A 21,959-nucleotide genomic window follows, 5' to 3' on the forward strand; every position below is an offset into this window, starting at 1 on the left:
CCTGATATATTCGTGATATCTCCATTGCTCAGCCGCAAGGGCATTGATCTGAGTCGCGGAGATGTTCGGGTGAGTGATGACGGAAGCTTACAGATCAAGCTTGAGCCGTGCTCCCAGCTCTCTGGCTCGTTCAATTTCCCGCTGATTCATGGTTTTGAACTCGTCTGGCGTACCCGTAAAGGGTTCCGTATAGAAAGTGTCCCGCATTCGCGTTTGTACCTCGGGTACGGCCGTGACTTTATTGATAGCACTGTTCAATTCCTGTATAAGTGCGTCCGGCATGCCCTTTGGACCCACAAGGCCAAAGTAGCTATACGGTTCTATTGCTTCTAACCCTTTGATGCCCACTTCTTCTGTTCCTGGAATGCCGGGAAGATAGGATAATGCTTTGGGCGCAGTGACCGCGAGGGCGCGAACCCTGCCATCCTTAATGAATGGCATCGCTGATTGTATCGTCGTAATGCATAAGTGAACGGTACCCGACGCAACCTGTATAAGAATGTCGGTATCCGATTTATACGGAATATGCTCTGCCTTCAATCCGCTTGCCAGTTTAAGATATTCGGTCTTTATATGGTTGGCCGAACCAATCCCTGCAGAACCATAATTGACCATGCCGGGGTTCTTGGCCGAGTATTCAACCAGCTCCTGCAGTGTTTTCACAGGTAGCGCTGCATTGACCGTGATGACTGCTGAGGAAATACCGGTCAATGCAATAAATGAGAAATCTTTCATCGGGTCATAAGTCACATCCTTACGAATGGCGGGAAACAGGGACAATGAACTGCCGGTGCCCATATAAAGGATGCGCCCGTTGGCTGCTGCATCCTTGACCGAATTGATGGCCTGCATCTGGAAGGCGCCGGGTTTGTTCTCAATGACAACGGCGGTACCCAATTGATCCAGCAATTTTTGTCCATAGAGCCGTGCGATGGAGTCCGTTGCGCCGCCCGCGCCCATGCCGACCAGGACACGAACAGGGCCCGAGCCAAGCGCCTGGGCGAGCCCCGTGATGGGTGTTGTCAGGAATGCCATGCCAGCGCAACCGGCGCTTGCCGTCTTGAGCCATTCGCGTCGGGTATAGTGTTTCATAGTACAGTCTCGCTATTATCGTTTAGTATTTCAATAGTAGTGAGCGTCGCGCATCATCGAATTATCGGATCAATACGAAACGCTTGGAGCGTAGAAAGCGTGAAGCCCTGTCAATACCGCTTTCCTATTGTGTGATTCAAGTCATCCTGTAAAACTGCCTCGCGGTGCCGTTGAAAATCCAGTTTTTCTCGTCTACTGAACATCCAGCCATGACTCTTTTGAACATATTCCACACAGTGCCATATGGAACACCTGCTTTATCGACAGGGAAGTTCGACGACACCATACATCGCTGAGCGCCGAACAGCTCAACACAGGGTTCCAGGTAGGGCCGCCACAGCTGTGCCAATTGCTCAGAATTAAGCGGGGACGGCACAGCTGTAAAGTCATAGCTCCCCAGGCACATCAGAAGCCCTCCCAGTTTGATTGATACATTGGGACAAGCGGCCAACGCCTTCATACCTTTCATCCAATCCGCGTATACCTCTTCTTCCCGTCCCCGGTAGGATGCATGACCCACTGGGCTACCACAATGGATAACGACAATCCGCGAGTCAGGGTGCGCCTGTGCCAGTTTTGCTAAATCCATTAATTGCGGATGAAATACGCTGGCGTCGAAGGATAGCCCCATTGTGGTGAGTACATCAAGCCCCTGGCGAAAATGTTTATCGGCGAACAGATCGGATCGTCCGGCATGGACGGCACCACGAACCGCAGGATCCGGGTCCCATTTTGCACGCTGGCGTATGCCTCGGAAACGCCCATTGGCCGCTTCCATATGTGCTTCAAGGGCTTCGCCTGCGCGAGAGCCGAGGGTCAGGTCTGCATATCCAACAATAACGTCAGCCACACGACAGTCGGTATACTTTCGACTGTTTGCCTGCGCCGCCATTCCGACGGCAAACTCGGTTTCTCCAATGCATTTCAAATGATCGGGACCGTCGGCGCGATACATCGAATGACATTCGACATATACCGTGGCGTCAATCCGGTGGTTCGATTGTGCAGCATCGTCGGCGAACTCCGGCAAAAAATACCGATAGCCGGTTTTGTGGTCCCACAAATGCATATGCGCGTCTACGATGGGGATATGGGGATCAATCGCGGTTTCCGGTACAGCGCGCCCAAGCCATTCAAGGTTTGGAGCACGGGTCGCGGAAAATAAGGATGAGCTTGCATTCATCTGATTACCTTTCACCAGTTACAGATTCCGGTCCGAAGGCCTCCGGTAAAAGAGGCCTGGAGATAGCTTAGGCGCCAGCGAAACTGAAGTCTCCCGCTTTTTCGAATAAGCCGGCCATGGCATCCAAATTGGCGCTTCCCCCAAAGGAATTGGCACCCGTTTCGTACAGGCTGGTGACAACGCTCGCAATCAGCATCGGTGCGCCGCAGTCGATCGCCATCCTGCCTGCCAGATTCAGATCCTTGACCATCAATTGCAACTGAAAGTCAGCCGTCTTCCTGCCTTCAGATAGCGCAGGCAAAACCCGTTCCGAATGACCATTCCAACCGGTGCTGCTATTAACAATATCAGCGACGTCTGACAGCTTCAAACCGTATCTGACCGCTAGTGACGCAGCTTCATAGGTTAACAAGCGATTGCAGGCAGCCACTGCATTATTAATCAGCTTGGCCGAGTGCCCATTGCCCGTCTGGCCGCAATACACGAGATTTGGGCTAATGTGTTCGAGAATAGGCTTCACTGTGTCGTAGGAAGCTGCGGGGCCACCGCACATAATGGCAATGGTTCCGGCTACGGCCCCACGCGGACCACCGGAGACAGGTGCGTCCACCAACGTCACCCCTATTTTTTCCAGATCCAGGGCAATACTACGGGTTAGGGACGGGTCTCCCGTTGTCTGGTCGACAATGATGGTGCCCGGCGTCAAGCCTTCTGCAAGCCCGTTTTCCCCGAAGATCACTTCGCGAACGATGGCCGATGTTGGCACACAAATGAAAATAACATTGCTGGAGCGGGCCAGTGCAGGCAAATCGGCTGCGGCAACGGCACCGTCTTGTTCCATTGCGCTGACGTTCTGCGCCTGTGTGTCATACACCGTGACGGGCTGGGCGAGTAATAAGCGACGCGCCAGTGCGCCGCCCATGGTGCCCAATCCGACGTAACCGACCCGCAAGCCCTCATCTGCTGCATGACTACCCGCAATAACCGATTCCTTTTGAGCGGAAGGTGCAGCATCTGCAATTTTTGTGTCGGCCATTGATTCGATAACGCCAAGCAACTGATCCAACTGTGCTTTTTCACCTAATGTACTTACGCCAATCTGCAGCAGTCCGCGTGCGATCCGTGTAATCGTTGTTGGCACCTTGCATGAAACACCCAGTTGTATCGCCTGATTCAAATCCTTCAGCATGAGTGACATGGCGAAATTTGATTTGGCCTTCGTTCCCTGAACCAGGGCATTGAGCATGACTTTCGAAGTGCGATTGCGCCCCGAACCCTTATTAATGACATCTGTCATGGACTCAAGGGACAAGCCCATCTTTTTGCCCATTGCGACAATTTCAAGTGTGGCAACCCGCAAGCCGGCGCTCAGCATATTATTGATTAGCTTCATTGCCTGAGCGTCGCCCACCTTGCTGCCACAACAGATCACATTTGTACTGATGGCATCCAGTACCGGCCTGGCTTTCTGCACATCCGCATCGGCACCGGATACCATGATCGTAATTGTGCCGGCTTCAGCACCGGCGACGCCACCAGACACGGGCGCATCGACCATGGCAATTCCCTTGCCGGCCAACTGTGTACTGATCCGTTGTGTTTCCTCCGGCAGCCCGCTGGTCTGGTCAATGATAAGGTGACCTTCCCGCAGCCCAAGGCCCAGACCATCGGATCCGAATACTACCTGGTCCACATCCGAGCTACGAGGCATGCAAAGTAGTATGATCTCGCAGCGGTTTGCCAGATCTGCAGCAGAAGTGGCGACGGTCGCACCGAGTTTTCCGAAAGCTGCGCTTGCTTCAGGATTGATGTCCCAAACTGTCAATTGATGTGTGTTGAGCAAATGCCTGGCCAACGCACCGCCCATGGCACCCAGCCCGATATATCCGATATTCATCACGCAATCCCTTATTATTCTTCGTTTTCGAACAAGTCAAGCGCCGCTTTACCCGCGCACAAACCTGCAGGCCACCCGGCATAAAATGTGACCTGCACAACAAGCCCGCGCAGTTCATCAAGGGTAATGCCATTCTCCACGCCGCGGCGCATCCACACACGCAATTCATCTATTTTGCCGCCTGCCGCGAGAACACCCAGGGTGACCAGAATGCGATCACGATAGGCGAGTTCAGGTTGCTTCCACACATCCCCGAGCAGAACATTTTCACGTAGGCGTGCCAGTTCGGGCACACATTTATATACTCTTGCGGAATCCGATGTAGAAGTCGGTGTTGTCGCCATTTCATTTCTCCTTTGGAATTTGCTGTGAATACTGTTTTCGCTTCTTAAGCAAAGAGTGTGCCAGACATCAGAGCACTTGTTCCTGAAGACAAAGTTCCTATTTTCGCAACATAAAAACACACTGTTGTTGCGATCAAGTACATACGATGTACGCGTCTCGTACAGAAACACTATGTTCCCATCGTCTGCCCGAACATTAGGAGGCTGATTGCTTGCGGCACACATTTTGCTTTTAAAAGAATCGACGTTCCGCAAGTTTCATTCGGACCCTCAAATTCAACAAGAACAGTCATACTCTGGAGACAATATGGAATCAAAAAATAAATGGATGGTCGAAAATCTCGATCGTAATACCACTCGACGTCCTGGCATTTCCCGCCGTAACCTGCTTATTCTCGCCGGCGCTCAGTTGCTTATAGGACCCGCTTTCGCCAAGCCAGACTCGGGCAAGGTAATTCGGTTAATGGTCAGCGCTCCGCCGGGTGGTTCCCTGGATTTTGGTGCTCGCATTGTGTCCAAAGCGCTGGCCGAGGAACTGGGCACAACTGTGATCGTCATGAACAAAGGCGGTGCCGCCGGTACGATCAATGCAGCTGATGTTGCTAAAGCTACAGCCGATGGTACTACCCTGCTCTACGCCACGGCTACGGCTGCTGTAGTTGCGCCGCAAACAATGTCGCCGCCACCTTTTGACCCTTTACATGACCTGATCGCCATCAATACCGTCGGATCGTCAGCAGTGGCCCTGGCGCTCAATCCTAAACTGGGCGTCAATAACCTGAAGGCGCTCATCGAACTATCCCGGTCGCGGCAAATTACACTGGGTTCGTCGGGTAACGGTTCTCTGATGCATCTCATTATTGAATCGGTTATTAAAGCCACTGGCGCCAACTTTTTGCACGTTCCCTATCGAGGTGCCGGTCCATCGATCATCGATGCCGTTGCCGGGCAGATAGATGGATGTTTCGCCGATCTCGCTCCGGTTTCTCCGTTCCTTCAGGACAAGAAACTGATTCTGGCGGCGGTGACGACAGATCAACGATTGACAGGGTATCCGGACGTGCCAACGCTTGGCGAGGATATTCCTGGGTTTGATGTCGCCAATTGGCAGGGTATATTTGCACCAGGAAAAACCCCCGAACCCATTATCGAGAGATTGAACGCTGCATTGTTGAGAGTGGCGGCCAGGGATGAGGTCAGGGCTCAGTTCCGTCAGGGCCAAATGGATGTCGCACCCGTCAAGAAACCGGACACATTTGAAACAATCGTCTCGAAGGATTACCAGCGCTGGGGCAAGCTACTTGAAGAGATGGGTATGCGCAAGGCCTGACGAGGATGATGGCACGAGAGATTGGATAAAAACAGCGGCCGCAGAAAAACGGCCGCTGCCTGAACTTTTTTTATCGCATTAATCTTTAAGTAATCGCCAGCAACATTTGCGTCAATTGTTCCGGCATCAGACTCATCGCATTATGTCCGGTAGGAATTTCAAGATATTCCCAGCCTGGCATGCTTTGCGCAATGGTGCGAGACGCCTCTGTGGTAGCAAAATACGGATTGGAGCATGCGATATAGGTAGTCGGGACACCATTTCCCAATGTATTTTTCAAATGCAACTTGTCGTAGTAAGTTTGCAAGGGGTGAGGCGTCAGTTTTGTTTCATACCATTTAGCCTGCTCCGAATCCGTGATCCCATAATGAATGGGTTCGGCTGGAGGGATACTCAGACCATCCCCCGAGGCAATGGCCTTTTGGCGATAGGCCTCCACGCGTTCCGGAGAACGATCTGCAGACGATTCCCCGGAATTCAATATCAAGGCATCAAGATAGACCAGATGTCTCAGTCGATCCGGCATTCTATCCGCTATGGCTGACAAAACAGAGCCGGCAAAGCTGTGCCCGACCAGAATGACCTCGCTGAGGTCTTCGAATTTTATCACTTGTGCAATATCTTCAATGAATGTATCAAGCGTCGTTTGTGCAGTGAGTAAATGGGAGCGTTCTCCAAGCCCGGTAAGGGTTGGCGTATAAACAGTATGACCTTTCCCTCTTAGCGTTTGTGTGACCTCTTTCCAGCACCATGCACCATGGTAGGCGCCGTGTACCAGCACATAGGTCTTATTCCTTGTAGCACTACTCATTTTCTGTCCTCCCTTACGGTTTGTATTAATTTTGAGTTTGCTTCGGCTTCTTCCGTCAGATATGTATTGAACTGTTCAGGAGAAAGATCGAGATTCTCGGCACCTTCAACCTGATAGCGTTCATGCATTTCATCGCTGGATACGGCGTATTTCAATCCTTCGTAGAGTTTGCTTATTACTTCCTTTGGGGTACCTGCCGGGGCAACCAAACCGAGCCAATAGTAATAGGTGAAGTCGACTCCCTGCTCTTTAAGTGTCGGCACGTTAGGTAGCGCGGGCATTCTGCGTTCACCAGTTACACCCAGGGGACGCATTTTTCCCGACGCGAGGTATGAAAGTCCGCCGCTATAACCGGCAAAGATGGTATTAACGCGTCCGCTTGCCACATCGGGGTAAGACAACGCTGAACCGTTGTATGGTACAGCCACAACATCAATGCCGGTCTTTTGTATAAATTGCGCGCCACTCAGATGCATCGGCGTCCCCAGACCAGCATGAGCATAGGTCAGCTGACCAGGGCTGGCTTTGGCGCGCTCTATAAACTGCGTCACCGATTTTGCAGGTTCTCCGGAACCAACATACATCAATTGCGGAGCACGCAGCATCATTCCGATACCAGTGAAATCTGTGATGGCGTTGTAACCGGCACCGGGCCGCAGCAGTGGCGTGGCGGTAAATCCCTCAGCCTGAGCCAGAATGGTGTATCCATCCGGTCGTGCATTCTTGACATAACGCGTTCCAATTTGCGTCTCAGCGCCATTGCGGTTCTCAACGATCACTGTCTGCTTCAGTTTTTCACCCATTTTTTCAGCAACAATGCGGGTAATGATATCGAGCGCACCACCAGCGCCTGATGGCACGATAATATGGATGGGTTTGGCTGGAAATGGCTCAGCCGCGTCAGCCGGACAGATGCCCGCCCATAGCAGGGCCATCGCGCCAGACACGCCAAACAATACGGTACGTGTTAAATCCGGGCTGGCGCACTTGTCCGCCGCACGCATACACGTTATGAATTTTGTCTCCATTATGTCTCCGAATAGTATTTTATTAATGCCGTAATCTTGATTGTTTTATGTCTTTATTTTGGCCGTCGCAAAATGGCATTTTGTGAACAGCTGTGCCTCCTGTACCACAGCCGTTTCAGCAAGACGTTTAGCCTTTGTCAGACGCCAGAATTGCGGTGCAGTGCGAAGACAGCACGCCGCCCTCATTGTGCACAATGGCCACTTCCGCGCCGTTTACCTGCCGCTCTCCCAATCCGCCACGCAATTGCCTGACGGCCTCTACAATGCCGAACAACCCGCCTGCCGCCCCTGCATGAGCATGCGATAACATGCCGCCATGGGTGTTGACAGGCAACCGTCCGCCAATCCTGGCATGTCCTTCGGCAAAGAACGCCCCGCCCTCGCCCCTTTCACAGAACCCAAGTTCTTCCAGTTCGATGATGGGCACAATCGTGAAGCAATCGTAGAGTTCCGCAACGTCTACATCCTTCGGACCCAGGCCAGCCATCTCATATGCAATCCGGCCCGATTCAGTGACACCAAACTCCGACAGGCTTGGTGCGCATAATAAATGTTCATGAGTGTGATATTCACCGATACCCTGCAGATAGACAGGACTGGATTTCAGGTCGCGCGCGCGTTCCGCTGAAGTAACGATGAAAGCACCGCCGGCATCCGAAATAAGGCAGCAATCATACATGCCCAGTGGATCGGCTATCGGCTTTGCATTCAGTACCTGTTCCTGCGTCAATGGGGTTTTCATGTGGGCATTCGGATGCAACAACGCATGTTCCCGGGTATGCACCGCCACCTGAGCCAGTTGTTCACGTGTGGTTCCATATACATGCATATGCCGATTGGCAATCATGGCGTAAAAGCCCGGAATCGACGTACCGTAAGGTTGTTCGAAATACGGGTGGCCCACCACCGCCAGCGCGGCCACAGCGGCATCACGGGTGACTCCAGTCGCCCTGTTCTCTCCTGCGCAAACAAGAATCGTCTCCGCCTGGCCGGCGACAATCGCCTCGGCCGCATGCTTTAACATCGCTGCGGGACTGGCCCCGCCGACAACCATGGACGCGTTATACCGGGGCTTAAGGCCGAGGTACTCACAAATGACCGATCCCAGCATGAAGTAAGGTTCGGTAAACGAATAGGCAGTAAGAACGCCGTCAATATCAGACACCGCCAGCCCGGCGTCATCCAGCGCCCGCTTGGCTGCCTGCGCATTCAGGCCTAGCCCGGTCATATTTGGAACCCGACCAATATCAGATTCACCGACGCCGACAATGGCCACTTTGTTTTTCAGGGAATGTTGTTTTTTCATGTGCTACCTGTCAATTTGCTACGCGTTCAAACTGGGGAATCAGATCGCCATCACCCCGATCTTCAAAGGTGACCAGCACACGATCGCCTATTTTCACAGACAGTGCGTCCTGACCAAGGATATTGGCCACAATGCGCGGGCCTTCATCCAGCTCTATCATCGCCGTCACATAAGGTGTCTGGCCGGCGAAGACCGGCGTGGGTGCGCGATGTATGACGCTGAAACTGTACACAGAGCCCGCACCTCTGCTTTCTACCCATTCCAGGTCTTCAGACCAGCAGTCGGGGCAGATAAAACGTGGCATGAAATGCATCTGGCCGCAGCTATTACAGCGTCGGATCAATAATTTACGATCCCGCGCGCCTTGCCAGTACACCTGGGAATCCGCATTCGAAACGGGTTTGGGAAGAGAGAGCGTCATGGTTTACTCCTGAAAATGCAACGCTTTGTATTGAGTTTCAGACCTCGCTCGGGTCTGCCTGAATTCATTGGGGCTTGCGACGGTACAGGATGGAAACCTCCATTTCCTGAACCACTACACCATCCTGCCGAACAAATTTGCGATGCAGTTTGACCACGCCTCTATCAGTTTTTTTCGAGGGTTTGGTTTCAAGCACCGTTGCTTCAGCATGCAGCGTATCCCCATGTTTCACCGGTTCGAGCATGCGCCATTTGTCTACCTGCAGTAAGGCGAGCAAGGTATTGCGATTGACGCCACTGGCGTATTGCAATCCGCCCATCACCGCATAGACCAGTGGTCCGTGCGCAATCGGCTCACCGAAAGGCGTGTTCTTGCAGTACTCCCAGTTGGTATGAACTTCGTTGAAATCTCCCGACAAGCAGGCAAAGTTCACGATATCGGTAGACGTGATGGTTCGGGCCGGGGTCGTGATTATCATTCCCACACTGAAATCTTCCCAGTACATTCCTGTTGTCCTGTCCGTCATAATGTGTTTCTCCATTGCATCTGTGATTCAATCATTGCGCCTGGTTATGAGGCGTATCCACGGACATATGCAATATTCATGCCAGCGTGTGTTTTGACGAGACTCTCCTGCCCCGCAAGCGCTCCGCATATTTGCGTACACAAACCGCGTGGACACTTTATGTCCTCATAGAACACGTTTTGTGTATTCACAGGACAGCGCGTCTTCATGTATTCGAGTGCCACACCGTCGGGGACTGAGGCAACACCGGGTTCCGCAGGGTTGGCACGAGATTTGCGTATAGAAAACGTAAGTTCATGCAGACGCATGCTCAACCGGTACAACGAAACGTTTGTGCCTGCACCCATAAGGAAAAACCATGACCGACCGCTATTTAAGATACGAACGATTGATTTTTGACCGGCCCAGTCCCAAAGTGCTGCGGATTACCATGAACTCGCCACTGAAAATGGGCGCCATGGACGCGACCATGCATCGCGAAGTGTCGGAGATATGGCGCGATGTCGATGCCGATGATTCGGTGAATGTCGTGATTTTTACCGGACATGAGAAAACCTTCTCAGCCGGCGGCGATCTGAAACACGAGCGCCAGGTTTGTGATGACTACACACTCAGAATGCGCGCAATGAAAGAATCGCGCGATCTGGTAACGAATATGCTGGATTGTCGCAAGCCTATCGTAACAGCAGCCCGTGGCTGGGCAGTTGGCGCCGGTCTGGCAACCGTGTTGCTGGCCGATGTCTCTATCGTGGCCAACGATGCAAAATTTTCCGACGGGCATCTGAAGATCGGTGTGGCGGCGGGTGACCATGCGGCCATTATCTGGCCGATTCTTTGCGGTATGGCTAAGGCCAAATATTATCTTCTGACGGCAGACAACTTCACCGGTGAAGAGGCCGAGCGCATGAATCTGGTTTCCCTGGCTGTGCCCGATGAGCAAGTGCAGACACGGGCGCTTGAAGTTGCCAATCGTTTGGCGCAAGGCGCACCCGCTGCCCAGCGCTGGACCAAGATGATGCTCAATCACTGGATCAAACAGGCACAGCCTATCTTCGACGCCTCGCTGGCATTTGAATTCACTGGTTTTGCCGGTCCGGAAGGCAAGGAAGGAATTGACGCTTTCCTTGAAAAACGTAGTCCTGCATTTAACCCAGACTGCCCTTTCTAGGCAGATCGCGGCTGGCTCAATTGAATAACAATATCTGGAGACAACATATGAACCGTAAAAAAATATTGGCGCTGGCTGCACTTTCAGCCGTTGCCACCTCATGGACGATGGCCTCGCAAGCACAGGATACGCAGCCACTGCGTATTGGCGCCATTGTCGATATGGGTGGCGTTTACTCCGCTCATGGCGGCCCGGGCGGTATAAAAGCCGTGCAAATGGCCATTGACGATTTTGGCGGTGAAGTGTTGGGCCGCAAGATCGAACTGCTATCTGCCGATTACCAAAGCCGGGTTGATGTAACCTCTTCGCGCGCACGCGAGTGGTACGATCAGGACGGCGTGAACATGATTATCGAATCGACCGATTCAGCCTCGGCCCTCGCGCTGCAAAAGCTGGGAGTGGAAAAGAAAAAACTGACTATATTCGCTGGTTCCGCCTCTTCCTCCCTGACCAATGAAAATTGCTCGCCCTACGGTATTCATTATGTTTACGACACGTATGCGCTGGCAAAAGGCACCGGCGCTGCAGTAACCAAAATGGGTGGCGATTCCTGGTATTTCATTACCGCTGACTACGCATTTGGCCATTCGCTGGAGCGTGATACCAGCAAAGTCGTGCAGGCCAATGGCGGAAAAGTGCTGGGATCGGTGCGGGCACCATTGAACACAACCGACTTTTCTTCCTATCTGTTACGCGCACAAAGTTCCGGCGCCAAAGTTGTGGGTCTGGCCAATGCAGGTCGGGACACTCAGACCTCGGTGCGACAGGCCAATGAGTTCGGGATCACGCAGGCAGGACAGCAATTGGCCACTCTGCTGGTCTTTTTGAACGACGTTAAAGGAATGGGTCTGGAAGCCGCGCAGGGGCTGCTTTTCACAACCGGTTTTTATTGGGACAGGAACGATGAAACCCGTGCCTTTGCCAAGCGCTTCTATGAGAAGCAAAAGGCCATGCCATCGATGGTACAGGCGGGTATGTATTCAGCGACGATCCAGTATCTGAATGCCGTCAAAGCTGCGGGTAATGATGATGCGCTGGCCGTCGCCGAGCAAATGAAGAAAACACCGATCAACGACTTTTACACCCATAATGGCAGGATTCGGGCCGACGGGCGGATGGTTTATGACATGTATCTTGCGGAAGTCAAAAAGCCGGCCGAGTCCAAGGGTGAATGGGATCTATTGAAAATCCGCTCTACAATCCCGGCAGCAGAGGCCTGGCGCCCGCTCGCAGAGAGCACATGTCCACTGGTGAAAAAGTCGTAAGGCAGGACAACAGAAAATAGTGCCGGCGATATATGCCGGCACAAAAAAATTGTCTGGATAAGACTGAAAGATACCAGACGGCTGTATGTCAGCTTAACGGCTGGCTATTCCATCTGCAATATATACTTCCCTTTACCCTTCCCGTCAGCAAGAATGCGCAGGGGCAATGCAATCTGGTCGACTGATACAACATCGGTAATCGGCGGACGCAGCTTACCCTCGGCATGCAAGGCATAAAGTTTTTGTTGAACCTCACGTACCAAATCCGGCTGCCTGTCTCGATAATCGCTCCACTGCAGCCCCAGCACCGAAATATTCTTAACCAGCAGATAATTGACCTTGACCGTCGGAATCCGTCCGGCGGCAAAGCCGATTACGACCAGGCGCCCGCTCCAGGCAACGGCGCGGATGGCTGCATCAAAGATGTCGTCGCCCAGCGGGTCCAGAACAATATCTGCGCCCTGATTGTTGGTACATCGATAAACCTGTTCTCTGAGCGATTCACGCAGATTCGGTGCAGCCAGATCGATAATATGGTCAGCACCAGACTCACGAGCCGTCTGTGCCTGATCGTCATTCATGACGCCGGCCAGTGCAATACCACCCAGCGCCTTCACCAGCTGAATGGCTGCGCTGCCAACCCCGCCAGCGGCACCATTAACCAGTACCACATCACCAGCATTGAACTGGCCTCGCACGACCAGTGCAAAATAAGCCGTCTGATATACCAGCCCCATAGCGGCAGCTTCAGCAAAAGAAATGCTCTGCGGCAAGACATGGCAGTTATCTGCAGTGGTTACCACGCGCTGCGCAAACGCGCCGAATTCTACCTGGGTCATTACCCGGTCTCCTACGCGCAGGTCTGTGACATCGGCGCCCGTTGCCACGACGGTTCCGGCGGCATCCTTGCCCGGAACAAAAGGAAGCTCAGGCAAATTTTGATACTTTCCGCTAATAACCAGCGTATCCGGGTAATTGACCCCGGCGCTCTGCACAGCAACCAGTACCTCGTCGTTACCAGGGATGGGATCTGCCACGTTTTCTATCGTCAACTTTTCCGGTTCACAAAACTCATGAATAACGACGGCTTTCATTGTTGTTTACCTCTACTTAATATTTCGTTCAGAATATCACTTGTGTGTTCTCCCAGGCCAGGAGAAGGCACCAGCGCATGTTCGGAACGAAATTGCGGACACACAGGCACCGGTAGCGCCGTCAATGTTCGCCCTTCTTTGCTGCGCACCTGTTGTTCGAACAGACCACGCTGCTGAAAATGGGGATCCTGTACTGCTTGCTCAAGATTGACTATTTCCGAAACACAAACGTCCTCGTTCTCAAAACGCGCCATCCAGTACGAAGCGGGCTGAGTCAGCAGCATTCGGGTTACTTCGTTTCGCGCGTATGTTTCGTCCTTTTCTTCAGCCAGTGCCGGCAAATCGATCAGCTCAACAAATCGGCGCCAGAATTTTTCTTCCAAAGGAGCGACCGACAAAAAGCGATTGTCCGCCGTACGATAGATGGCATAACGCAAGGAACCGCCGGTGACCAGCTCGTTGCCCGGCCGTGGCCATTGGCCTTCGGCCCAGCCATTGCCCAGACCCCAGTACATGAGTGTAAAGAGGTTATCGGTCATGGCTATATCCAGATGTTGTCCCTCGCCGTCGATATCGCGTTGACGCAACGCCAGCAGAATATTGAACAGTGCCGGATAGGTACCGCCAGCCAGATCGCCGGTCAGCGTTGGCGGCACCACGGGCGAGCCCTGTGCATCTGTACTCAGGGCCAGCATGCCGGTCTCCGCCTGAAAATTCAGGTCATGCGATGCCCTGAGTGCCTTGGGTCCGCTTTGGCCATACGTGGTGATAGAGCAATAGATCAGCCGCGGATTTACCCGAGCCAGGGATGCATAGTCCAGCCCCAGACGCTGCATGACGCCGGGTCGAAACTGTTCGACCAGTATATCCACGTCTTTGACCAGTTCCAGAATCTGCGCACGGTCCTCTTTATCTTTCAAATCCATACAAATGGATCGCTTGCCACGATTGAGCAAGACAAAATTCACGCTATCAGCACCGAACTTCGGTGAGTAACTGCGCATTTCATCGCCTGCAGCCCGTTCCAGTTTGATCACATCGGCCCCCGCCTCGGCCAGCAGGAGCGTACACATGGGACCGGGCAACAACGTACTCAAATCCAGTACCCGGATACCCTCAAGTGGTTGCGCCATGGGTACTCCCATTACTTGCGTCCGCAGTCTGATCACTGACACCACGCTGGTGTCTGACCCAGGCTACCCGTGCTCTGCGAGCCGGCGCATAGGGTTCCTGTCCCAGTGCGTCGAAAAGTTGTTTGCTAACTTCATAGTGATGGTGAAGACCTGTACGATTCAGCAGTGAAATAGGACCTTCGGGGTAACCCAGTCCCAGACACAAGGTTTTGTCCATGTCAGCAGCACTGGCCAGACCTTCATCCAAACGACGTAACGCAGCGTTGTAGTACGGACGCACCAGCCGGTTCAGAATTCTGCCCGGGAAATCATTGCAAACCGCAACAGTCAGGCCTGCGGCCTCGAATGCCTGACGTGCGGCCGCAAGCGCAGCCTCGTCGGTATACGGTTTTTTGACCAGCTCTACGAGATTGGTCGGCTCCGCATCGCCCAGTCGAAAACGTGCAAATCCCACGACATTAGCGGGACCATCGTCTTCGCCGATATGCTCCCCAAGGCATTCGATGCCTAGCTCAATTGCAATAAAAGTAGCGTTTTTAAACTGCTCCGAGTGCTCCACCCAGGCCCGACCGGCATCGCTACCGATCAACACCCTATCCTGACTCTGCGCTTGCGCAGCTTCCAGGAACGGGTGGCTCTGTGGAAATGACTGGCTTTCGCCACGCTCAATGATTTGATAACTCATCGTATTACGCTCCGAATATTTTGTTATTCTGATAACTATGAAAGCCCTCTCCGGTCTTGCGCCCGAGCTTGCCCGCGCCGATCATGCGCTTGACCAGTGTTGGGCACGCGGCACGTGGTTCATTGGTCAGCCCGTACATGGCTTCAGACAAGAGCTTCTGCGTGTCCATGCCCACCATATCCAGTAATTCCAATGGACCTAAGGGATAACCCAGCGCGGTCTTGACGGCCCGATCAATATCTGCCGGCTCGGCCACACCCTGATCCACCATATTGATGACGTCGTTATGCCAGGGGATCAGAAAATAATTAAGGATGAATCCCGGCGTATCCCGTGTTTTGACAGGCTTTTGCCCCAACGCTTCGGTAAATGCCCACAAACGGTTGGATGTTTCATCCGATGTGGTCAGGCCCGGCGACATTTCCACCAGTTTCATCAATTGCGCCGGCAGGCAAAAGTGCATGCCCGCGACTTTATCCGGCCGGCCACTGCCACCGGCGATTTCAGTAATCGAAATGGTAGATGTATTGGATGCAAAAAGTGTATGCGGCGGGCAGATCTTGTCCAGTTTGGAAAACAGTTCGTGCTTGACCTTCAGGTCTTCAAAAATGGCCTCAATAACCAGATCGCACTCGGCCAGGTCTTCGGCACGGGTCGTACCGGTCCACTGCTGCATGATCTCAACGTCCTGGCCCTCTTTGAGTTTTCCCCTGGCAACGGATTTTTGCAAAAATCCGGCCGCCTGCTGACGGGCGTTTTCCAGCGCCTCCTCTCGGGTATCGAGCACAATTGTTTTGAATCCGGCCCGTGCAATCACGATTGCAATGCCGGTACCCATCGTGCCGCTACCGACAACACCTACTGTCTTAATCTCGCTCATTTCACTTCCTTTTTCAAAAAACTGCGCCCGATCAATTGCCGATGGATCTGATTGGTGCCTTCCCAGATCTGAGTGATCTTGGCATCACGCATCAGCCGTTCTGCACGAAAGTCCTGACAATATCCATATCCGCCGTGCAACTGCACCGCATCTGTAGTAATACGCATGGCCAGATCGGTTGCTTTCAGCTTAAGTACCGATGCTTCAATGCCCATATCGTCTTTGCCCGAATCGACCAGCTCGGCCACATGCCACAACCAGCGCTCACACAGGACCAGTTCGGCCGCCAGATCCGCCACCATAAATTGCACGCCCTGAAATTCCAGAATACGGCGATTGGACTGGCGCCGATCGTTGATATAGGCAATGGCGTCCTCGAAGGCAGCTCGTGCGATACCCAACGCATGCGCGGCAACACTGGGGCGGGATTTATTCAGGGATGTGAGCAGTACCGACAATCCTTGGCCGGCAGGTGCCAGCAGATTTTCTTTCGGGATTCTTACGCCCTCAAATGAAAGCGATGCGGTGCCGGAGGCACGCGTACCCATTTTGTGTTCGGTACCCGTCACTGTCAGCCCGGGTGTTCCCTTCTCAATCACCACGGCGCTGATCGCATCTCTGGCGCTGTCAACACCGGCCCATTTGCCGAAAACCACATAAAAATCAGCGACATCACCATTGCTGATGAATATTTTCTGACCATCAACAACGATCTGATCGCCCTCTTCCCGAAACTGGGTTTTCATTCCAGTCGCATCGGACCCGGCCGACGGCTCGGTAATCACAAGCGCGGCCAGCGCACCTTCGGCCACACGTGGCAAAACCCTGGACTTGAGTGCATCCGAGCCAAATTGAATGACCGGCTTGATAGCATGGAAATTCGTCGCCCAGATAATGCCGGTTGCCGCGCATGCCTTGGAAATCTGCCGCACACAAGCCAGATAGCAGCGATACGACAGCAACATGCCACCGTATTGCTCGGGGATGAACATGGCATTGAGCCCCAGCTCGTTAATAGCGCGAATATTGTCCCAGGGAAACTCGCTGTTCTTGTCATAAGCCGCCGCATGCGGCTGAATGAGCGTATCGCATACTGACTGGACCGAGTCCAGCAACATTTGTTCTTCATCAGACCAGGGCAAGCCTGCATCTATGCTTTCCAGAATATTCATACTTGCTCCTTAGGCTGGTCTGTTTCCTGCCGCCATTTGATATCTGTTTTCTTCATACCGACACGCTCTGCGCGCCATCCAGGTAGATGGTTTCTCCGCTCAGGAACTGCAACTGTTCCTGAAATAAGGACGCGACCAGTGTTGCCACATCGCTGGCCTGGCCCGGGCTCTTGCGCGGAATGCGCTTTTCCAGATAGGCACGCAATGGCCCACTTTCCATCGCCTCGCGATTCAGGTCGGTCGTTATATAGCCTGGGGCCACATCAATCACGCGGATACCATCGCGCGCCCATTCGACCGCCAGACAGCGCGTAATCGCACCAACAGCCGCCTTGGACGCGCAATAAGAGACATTGCGCTTGACGCCCAGTTTGTCGTAGAACGAACCTATATTAACGATCACACCACCACCGTTTGCGACCAGCAATGGGTGAACCAGCTGACTGGTGCGCAGGACCGAGACCGCATTCACATCCATAAGCCTGCGGAACTCATCCATGGGTAAATCAATGGTCGGCTGTTCCGTATGCAAGCCGGCATTGTTGACCAGCCCGGCCACAGGAACTTGTAACCGCTCGCACAATTCCGACATGGCTGCAGCCAGCCCACTATCATCCATCACATCACATGCCGCTGCATGCCAGCGCGCCGAGATTTCCTTGGCAACCTCGCCCACCTTCGGCAAATCACCAGACCGCGACAGGCAACCCACCTCAAAACCACGCTCAGCCAGTGCAAGCGCAATCATTGCACCAATGCCGCGGCTGGCGCCCGTGACAAAAATCAGTTCTTTTTTCATAGCTCAACAATCCTTGAAATTCGGGGTTCGTTTGTCGATGAATGCCTGCAGCCCTTCTGACGCATCGTCGCTACGATAGGCCAGCGTCGACAGATCGCGTTCAATCCGCAAGCCATTTGTGATATCGGCCTGCATACCACGCTGCACCGCCTCGCGTGCAAAATACAGGGCGCACAGGCTATGCTTGAGCATGGGCTGTAAAAAGCGCATGCCGATTTCCAATGGCGACCCTTCGTTATCGATTTTGTTTACCAGCCCGATCCGCTCACCTTCTTCGGCATAGACAGTTCGGCCCGACATGACCAGCTCGAGCGCTCTTCCCTCGCCAACCAGTCGTGGTAAACGTTGCGTGCCACCGTAGCCGGGGATCAGTCCGAGTTTGACTTCCGGCAGTCCCATGCGGGCATGATCGGTCGCGACACGGAACGTGCAGGCCAGTGCCAGCTCCAGGCCCCCGCCAAATGCATAGCCATGAATGACGGCAACAGAAGGGATTTTTAACTGTGCCAAAGCCTGAAACACTTCCTGCCCTAGTTGTGCCCCCTCCAGTTCCCTCATCAAGGGCCTGCCAATGAGCTCAGGAATATCGGCACCCGCGCAGAATGCTTTATCTCCTTCACCGGTGATCACCAGTGCGCGCGCCTCGGATTCCTCAACCTGGACCAGGACGTCCCTGAACTCGCTCAGAATCTGAAAACTCAATGCATTCAGGGCTTTGGGGCGGGATAAATTGATATGCGCGATCTGATCAACAAATGTCAATGAGACTGTCATGCCGATACTCCTTGTTGCTTAGCGGCTGCAGCGGCTTTCCAGCGAACAGGTTGCGGCGTGATACGTCCCTGTTGCTGCCATTCAACCAGCTCCCGTTTCAGAATTTTGCCGCTAGGGGTTAGCGGAAACGCGTCCATCTGCAGGTAGTACTCAGGCATGTCGTACTTGGAAAGGCCCGCATCGTGAAGGTGCTGTAGTACCTCGGTAGCCTCCAGCACCGTGCCGGGATCAGCAATGATCGCCAGGCAGACTTTTTCCCCCAGTCTTGCATCCGGAATGGGAAACGCTGCGGATTTCAGAACTGACGGATGCTGATGGGCAAGCTCCTCGATTTGCGAGGGATAGATATTGTGTCCACCACGAATGATCAGATCTTTTTTTCGTCCCATGACATGCAGGCATCCGTGCTCATCCAGGCGTCCCAGATCACCACTTAAAAACCAGCCGGTTGAATTAAACGAATTCTCGGTGGCGTCCTGATTGTCGTAGTAGCCGAGCGTCAGCACGGCTCCCTTGCCACCAATCTCGCCTGTCTCACCCGGAGCAACTTCTTCGTCTGGATTATCAGGCTTGAATATGCGGATTTCGTAACCGTTGCAGGCGCGTCCGCAGGTTGTCACAATGGTGTTGCTGTCGTCTGTAGGCAGCGTATATTGGTGCGAACCGTTTTCGGTCATGCCATATACATTCTGTGGCTTAATGCCAAGATCCAGGAATTTCTGCGCGACCTCGGTGGGAATTTGTGCGCCTGCCATATAAAAAACGTTCACATTGCCCAGACGATCCAGTCCACGTTCGCGCAATACGCTCAGAATATCCATTGCATGTGTGGGTACGCCCATCACATAGGTAGCACCAGTTTCAAGAATCCAGTCCAGAGACGACGGGTACACAACCGGATTATGGATCACAAGCTCCATTCCGGCGATCAACGATTGTTCCATCGCAACAGTACCGATATGATGACTCATGGGACTGAGCGTGAGCAATACGGTTTGTGCATCGTGTTTCCAATCGCTCACCAGTGCCCGGCCATTAGCCAGCAAAGTATTATCGCTGTGCATCACGCCTTTTGGCTCGCCCGTCGTTCCCGATGTAAACGCGAGATAAACCACTTTGTCCGGGTCCGGCACAGCCGCGCTGGTGATCCCTACACTCTGAAGATGGTCTGGAAACGCCAGCACGCCCTCGGGTAAAGAACTATCGTCTTTGTCCTCTCCCTGAGGTTTCAGCGCATACAGCTGTTTGAGCGTGGATATGTTTGCAGCCTGTTCCAGGATGGAATGGCGATCAGAATCGGCGCCGTAAGCAGCCTGCGTAAACAAGGCTTTGCAACGGATGCGGGACAGCAATTTGACCACATCTGCAACGGTGTAATTCTGATGCAGCGATGGACAGCATACATAACCATTGCGTGAGCACGCCAGAAATATCAACACACTTTCAATCCGGTTCGGCAGCCAGATGGCTACGCGATCACCCTGGCGCAGTCCGCCCTGATGCAGTTGGGCAGCGATACTGTCTACACTGGTCAGGACCTCACGCCAGGTCAGCCGGCGATAGGGGTCGCGCAAAGCACACGCATTAGGGCGTATGCGTGCATGCTCACCGACCAGTGAATAAAGTGTATCGGTGTGCCATACACCATTAAGATAATTTTTGCGCGCAGTCTGCGGTTCGTGCAAAGTCAGTATCGTATTCATTACGCTTCCCTTATATAAATCCTGGGTCCTATACCCGTCAAATGGCGCCCGATTGTTTTAGATTGTTGATGTCGTCCTGCGACATGCAGAGAACCTCAGCCAGAATGGCTTCCGTATCTTCTCCCAGCGCCGGCGGTGCTTTCCGGTGGACCGATTGATTACCGTTAATAGCGATCCCCAATCCGATTTGCGGGACAGCTCCCGAGCTGCTATCGACCTGATAAAGAAATTCGCTGTCCAATAGCGCCTGATCCCGGGCTACATCTTCAAGTGAATTGATTGGGCCTGCAGGTATACGGTGCTGCTCAAAGATAGTCAGCCATTCCTCCCGGGTCTTTGTTGCCAGCACTTGTGCAATCTTCGAGACGATTTCGTCCCTGTGTTCGCGGCGTTTTGCGTTAGAGCCGTAACGCTCATCTTCACCTGTCTCCGGCTGCGCCAGTGCGATCCAGAAGCGGCGCCAAATGGCGTCATTCCCCAGGCCAAGTGAAATCTGCTGGTCGGCCGTGTTAAATACCTGATAAATCGCGATCACTGAATCTTTACCGCCAGAGCGACGCGGCAACTCATCGGAACTCAAATACGATGCCAGACGCGGAGCCATGAAGCGGGTCATGCTGGTCTGCATGGACACATCAAGCCGCGCGCCTTTGCCGCTGCGTTCGCGCTCAATATAGGCTGCAAGTACCGCGAGGGCGACATCCTGACCAGCCAGCAAATCGGCAGCGGGTGTGCCCACCTTCTGCGGATCATTGTCACGTTCGCCGGTCAAGTCCATTACCCCGGAGTATCCTTCGGCAATCAGGTCATAGCATGGCAGATGACTACGCGCTCCTTCCAGCCCGAATCCCGTTAACGAAGCGTGAATCAATTTCGGGAATCGCTCGCTCAGGCGCGCATAATCAATGCCAAGCTTTTTCTGAACGGACTCCACCAAGTTCACCACCAGAACATCGCATTGCTCAAGCAACTGATCCAGTACTTTCTGTCCATCAGGATGAAGTAAATCAAGTGCCAGACTATGCTTGTTTCTATTGACACTTAAATACCAGGGCGATTCTCCATGAATAAACGGAGGCCCCCAATGACGAGCGTCATCTCCGACAACCCGTTTTTCTATTTTGTAAACAGTTGCGCCCAGATCGGCAAGCAATTGGGTGGCGTAAGGACCGGCAATGGAGGTAGTCAGGTCTACAACCCGCATCCCCCTGAGCAGGCTCTGCCCCTCCGATTTTTCAATTTTGGGCAGTGAATTAAATGGCGCGTGGGCATGATTGCTCAGCATATCTGATTGTCCTCTCGATGTTGCTCATATGCGTTATAGAGCGTTACACGCAAAAGTCATGCC

General features: G+C 53.2%; 21 protein-coding genes. 3 read left to right on the forward strand and 18 right to left on the reverse strand.

The window, feature by feature from the left end:
- Positions 1 to 87 precede the first annotated feature (87 nt).
- From MIM_RS10770 to MIM_RS22895, 4 genes are all read right to left on the reverse strand, one after another.
- Positions 88 to 1,092: a Bug family tripartite tricarboxylate transporter substrate binding protein gene (locus tag MIM_RS10770; RefSeq protein WP_025372767.1), complete on the reverse strand. Its 1,005-nt coding sequence runs from the start codon at positions 1,090 to 1,092 to the stop codon at positions 88 to 90.
- A gap of 136 nt (positions 1,093 to 1,228) precedes the next feature.
- Entirely contained in the window at positions 1,229 to 2,275 is a 1,047-nt protein-coding gene (locus tag MIM_RS10775; protein WP_025372768.1) for an amidohydrolase family protein, read from the reverse strand.
- Positions 2,276 to 2,342: 67 nt separating this feature from the next.
- Positions 2,343 to 4,172 (reverse strand): NAD(P)-dependent oxidoreductase, encoded by a 1,830-nt coding sequence (locus MIM_RS22520; protein WP_025372769.1) that lies wholly within the window; start codon positions 4,170 to 4,172, stop codon positions 2,343 to 2,345.
- A gap of 14 nt (positions 4,173 to 4,186) precedes the next feature.
- A complete protein-coding gene (locus tag MIM_RS22895; protein WP_025372770.1) occupies positions 4,187 to 4,516 on the reverse strand; it encodes a carboxymuconolactone decarboxylase family protein in 330 nt (109 codons plus the stop codon).
- A 307-nt stretch (positions 4,517 to 4,823) separates the two neighbouring features.
- Between MIM_RS22895 and MIM_RS10790 the strand changes: the two genes are divergently transcribed.
- On the forward strand, positions 4,824 to 5,846 hold the full coding sequence (locus tag MIM_RS10790) for a Bug family tripartite tricarboxylate transporter substrate binding protein (protein ID WP_025372771.1): 1,023 nt from the start codon (positions 4,824 to 4,826) through the stop codon (positions 5,844 to 5,846).
- A gap of 85 nt (positions 5,847 to 5,931) precedes the next feature.
- Here the strand turns inward: MIM_RS10790 and MIM_RS10795 are convergent, their stop codons facing one another.
- The 5 genes from MIM_RS10795 to MIM_RS10815 form a co-directional block, all read right to left on the reverse strand.
- Positions 5,932 to 6,657, reverse strand: a complete 726-nt coding sequence (locus tag MIM_RS10795) for an alpha/beta fold hydrolase (protein WP_025372772.1) — start codon at positions 6,655 to 6,657, stop codon at positions 5,932 to 5,934.
- Positions 6,654 to 7,685, reverse strand: coding sequence for a Bug family tripartite tricarboxylate transporter substrate binding protein (locus tag MIM_RS10800; RefSeq protein WP_084458973.1), 1,032 nt, complete (start codon positions 7,683 to 7,685; stop codon positions 6,654 to 6,656). The genes MIM_RS10795 and MIM_RS10800 overlap by 4 nt, the downstream gene beginning before the upstream one ends.
- Positions 7,686 to 7,812: 127 nt before the next feature.
- Positions 7,813 to 8,991, reverse strand: a complete 1,179-nt coding sequence (locus MIM_RS10805; protein WP_042070221.1) for a thiolase C-terminal domain-containing protein — start codon at positions 8,989 to 8,991, stop codon at positions 7,813 to 7,815.
- Positions 8,992 to 9,001: 10 nt separating this feature from the next.
- Complete coding sequence (locus MIM_RS10810) at positions 9,002 to 9,412, reverse strand: Zn-ribbon domain-containing OB-fold protein (RefSeq protein ID WP_025372775.1); 411 nt, start codon at positions 9,410 to 9,412, stop codon at positions 9,002 to 9,004.
- Positions 9,413 to 9,476: 64 nt separating this feature from the next.
- Positions 9,477 to 9,917: a MaoC/PaaZ C-terminal domain-containing protein gene (locus MIM_RS10815; protein ID WP_042070222.1), complete on the reverse strand. Its 441-nt coding sequence runs from the start codon at positions 9,915 to 9,917 to the stop codon at positions 9,477 to 9,479.
- A gap of 379 nt (positions 9,918 to 10,296) precedes the next feature.
- Here MIM_RS10815 and MIM_RS10820 point away from each other — a divergent pair, with 379 nt between their 5' ends.
- Positions 10,297 to 11,106: an enoyl-CoA hydratase/isomerase family protein gene (locus MIM_RS10820; protein WP_025372777.1), complete on the forward strand. Its 810-nt coding sequence runs from the start codon at positions 10,297 to 10,299 to the stop codon at positions 11,104 to 11,106.
- A gap of 47 nt (positions 11,107 to 11,153) precedes the next feature.
- Entirely contained in the window at positions 11,154 to 12,371 is a 1,218-nt protein-coding gene (locus tag MIM_RS10825; RefSeq protein WP_025372778.1) for an ABC transporter substrate-binding protein, read from the forward strand.
- Between the two features lie 104 nt (positions 12,372 to 12,475).
- Here MIM_RS10825 and MIM_RS10830 read toward each other — a convergent pair whose 3' ends face one another.
- From MIM_RS10830 to MIM_RS10870, 9 genes are read right to left on the reverse strand one after another with little or no spacing between them, the layout of a single operon-like run.
- On the reverse strand, positions 12,476 to 13,465 hold the full coding sequence (locus MIM_RS10830; RefSeq protein ID WP_025372779.1) for an NADPH:quinone oxidoreductase family protein: 990 nt from the start codon (positions 13,463 to 13,465) through the stop codon (positions 12,476 to 12,478).
- A complete protein-coding gene (locus MIM_RS10835; protein ID WP_025372780.1) occupies positions 13,462 to 14,598 on the reverse strand; it encodes a CaiB/BaiF CoA transferase family protein in 1,137 nt (378 codons plus the stop codon). Before MIM_RS10835 ends, MIM_RS10830 begins: the two co-directional genes overlap by 4 nt.
- Positions 14,582 to 15,283, reverse strand: coding sequence for a 3-hydroxyacyl-CoA dehydrogenase family protein (locus tag MIM_RS10840; RefSeq protein ID WP_025372781.1), 702 nt, complete (start codon positions 15,281 to 15,283; stop codon positions 14,582 to 14,584). Before MIM_RS10840 ends, MIM_RS10835 begins: the two co-directional genes overlap by 17 nt.
- Positions 15,284 to 15,287: 4 nt before the next feature.
- The gene (locus MIM_RS10845) at positions 15,288 to 16,163 is read right to left on the reverse strand and encodes a 3-hydroxyacyl-CoA dehydrogenase family protein (protein WP_025372782.1); all 876 of its coding nucleotides are present in this window, start codon (positions 16,161 to 16,163) and stop codon (positions 15,288 to 15,290) included.
- Complete coding sequence (locus MIM_RS10850; RefSeq protein WP_025372783.1) at positions 16,160 to 17,335, reverse strand: acyl-CoA dehydrogenase family protein; 1,176 nt, start codon at positions 17,333 to 17,335, stop codon at positions 16,160 to 16,162. Before MIM_RS10850 ends, MIM_RS10845 begins: the two co-directional genes overlap by 4 nt.
- A 52-nt stretch (positions 17,336 to 17,387) precedes the next feature.
- On the reverse strand, positions 17,388 to 18,134 hold the full coding sequence (locus MIM_RS10855; RefSeq protein WP_025372784.1) for an SDR family NAD(P)-dependent oxidoreductase: 747 nt from the start codon (positions 18,132 to 18,134) through the stop codon (positions 17,388 to 17,390).
- Between the two features lie 3 nt (positions 18,135 to 18,137).
- Positions 18,138 to 18,908, reverse strand: coding sequence for an enoyl-CoA hydratase/isomerase family protein (locus MIM_RS10860; protein ID WP_025372785.1), 771 nt, complete (start codon positions 18,906 to 18,908; stop codon positions 18,138 to 18,140).
- The gene (locus tag MIM_RS10865) at positions 18,905 to 20,611 is read right to left on the reverse strand and encodes a class I adenylate-forming enzyme family protein (RefSeq protein ID WP_025372786.1); all 1,707 of its coding nucleotides are present in this window, start codon (positions 20,609 to 20,611) and stop codon (positions 18,905 to 18,907) included. The genes MIM_RS10860 and MIM_RS10865 overlap by 4 nt, the downstream gene beginning before the upstream one ends.
- Before the next feature lie 37 nt (positions 20,612 to 20,648).
- Complete coding sequence (locus MIM_RS10870) at positions 20,649 to 21,896, reverse strand: CaiB/BaiF CoA transferase family protein (protein ID WP_025372787.1); 1,248 nt, start codon at positions 21,894 to 21,896, stop codon at positions 20,649 to 20,651.
- Positions 21,897 to 21,959 lie beyond the last annotated feature (63 nt).

It is taken from the genome of Advenella mimigardefordensis DPN7 (genome assembly GCF_000521505.1).
Classification (GTDB): Bacteria; Pseudomonadota; Gammaproteobacteria; order Burkholderiales; family Burkholderiaceae_B; genus Advenella; species Advenella mimigardefordensis.

Bases quoted from the DNA above. Each gene is read 5' to 3' on its own strand.
- MIM_RS10770 (WP_025372767.1), bottom strand. From the start codon at position 1,092: ATGAAACACTATACCCGACGCGAATGGCTCAAGACGGCAAGCGCCGGT.
- MIM_RS10775 (WP_025372768.1), bottom strand. From the start codon at position 2,275: ATGAATGCAAGCTCATCCTTATTTTCCGCGACCCGTGCTCCAAACCTT.
- MIM_RS22520 (WP_025372769.1), bottom strand. From the start codon at position 4,172: ATGAATATCGGATATATCGGGCTGGGTGCCATGGGCGGTGCGTTGGCC.
- MIM_RS22895 (WP_025372770.1), bottom strand. From the start codon at position 4,516: ATGGCGACAACACCGACTTCTACATCGGATTCCGCAAGAGTATATAAA.
- MIM_RS10790 (WP_025372771.1), top strand. From the start codon at position 4,824: ATGGAATCAAAAAATAAATGGATGGTCGAAAATCTCGATCGTAATACC.
- MIM_RS10795 (WP_025372772.1), bottom strand. From the start codon at position 6,657: ATGAGTAGTGCTACAAGGAATAAGACCTATGTGCTGGTACACGGCGCC.
- MIM_RS10800 (WP_084458973.1), bottom strand. From the start codon at position 7,685: ATGGAGACAAAATTCATAACGTGTATGCGTGCGGCGGACAAGTGCGCC.
- MIM_RS10805 (WP_042070221.1), bottom strand. From the start codon at position 8,991: ATGAAAAAACAACATTCCCTGAAAAACAAAGTGGCCATTGTCGGCGTC.
- MIM_RS10810 (WP_025372775.1), bottom strand. From the start codon at position 9,412: ATGACGCTCTCTCTTCCCAAACCCGTTTCGAATGCGGATTCCCAGGTG.
- MIM_RS10815 (WP_042070222.1), bottom strand. From the start codon at position 9,917: ATGTACTGGGAAGATTTCAGTGTGGGAATGATAATCACGACCCCGGCC.
- MIM_RS10820 (WP_025372777.1), top strand. From the start codon at position 10,297: ATGACCGACCGCTATTTAAGATACGAACGATTGATTTTTGACCGGCCC.
- MIM_RS10825 (WP_025372778.1), top strand. From the start codon at position 11,154: ATGAACCGTAAAAAAATATTGGCGCTGGCTGCACTTTCAGCCGTTGCC.
- MIM_RS10830 (WP_025372779.1), bottom strand. From the start codon at position 13,465: ATGAAAGCCGTCGTTATTCATGAGTTTTGTGAACCGGAAAAGTTGACG.
- MIM_RS10835 (WP_025372780.1), bottom strand. From the start codon at position 14,598: ATGGCGCAACCACTTGAGGGTATCCGGGTACTGGATTTGAGTACGTTG.
- MIM_RS10840 (WP_025372781.1), bottom strand. From the start codon at position 15,283: ATGAGTTATCAAATCATTGAGCGTGGCGAAAGCCAGTCATTTCCACAG.
- MIM_RS10845 (WP_025372782.1), bottom strand. From the start codon at position 16,163: ATGAGCGAGATTAAGACAGTAGGTGTTGTCGGTAGCGGCACGATGGGT.
- MIM_RS10850 (WP_025372783.1), bottom strand. From the start codon at position 17,335: ATGAATATTCTGGAAAGCATAGATGCAGGCTTGCCCTGGTCTGATGAA.
- MIM_RS10855 (WP_025372784.1), bottom strand. From the start codon at position 18,134: ATGAAAAAAGAACTGATTTTTGTCACGGGCGCCAGCCGCGGCATTGGT.
- MIM_RS10860 (WP_025372785.1), bottom strand. From the start codon at position 18,908: ATGACAGTCTCATTGACATTTGTTGATCAGATCGCGCATATCAATTTA.
- MIM_RS10865 (WP_025372786.1), bottom strand. From the start codon at position 20,611: ATGAATACGATACTGACTTTGCACGAACCGCAGACTGCGCGCAAAAAT.
- MIM_RS10870 (WP_025372787.1), bottom strand. From the start codon at position 21,896: ATGCTGAGCAATCATGCCCACGCGCCATTTAATTCACTGCCCAAAATT.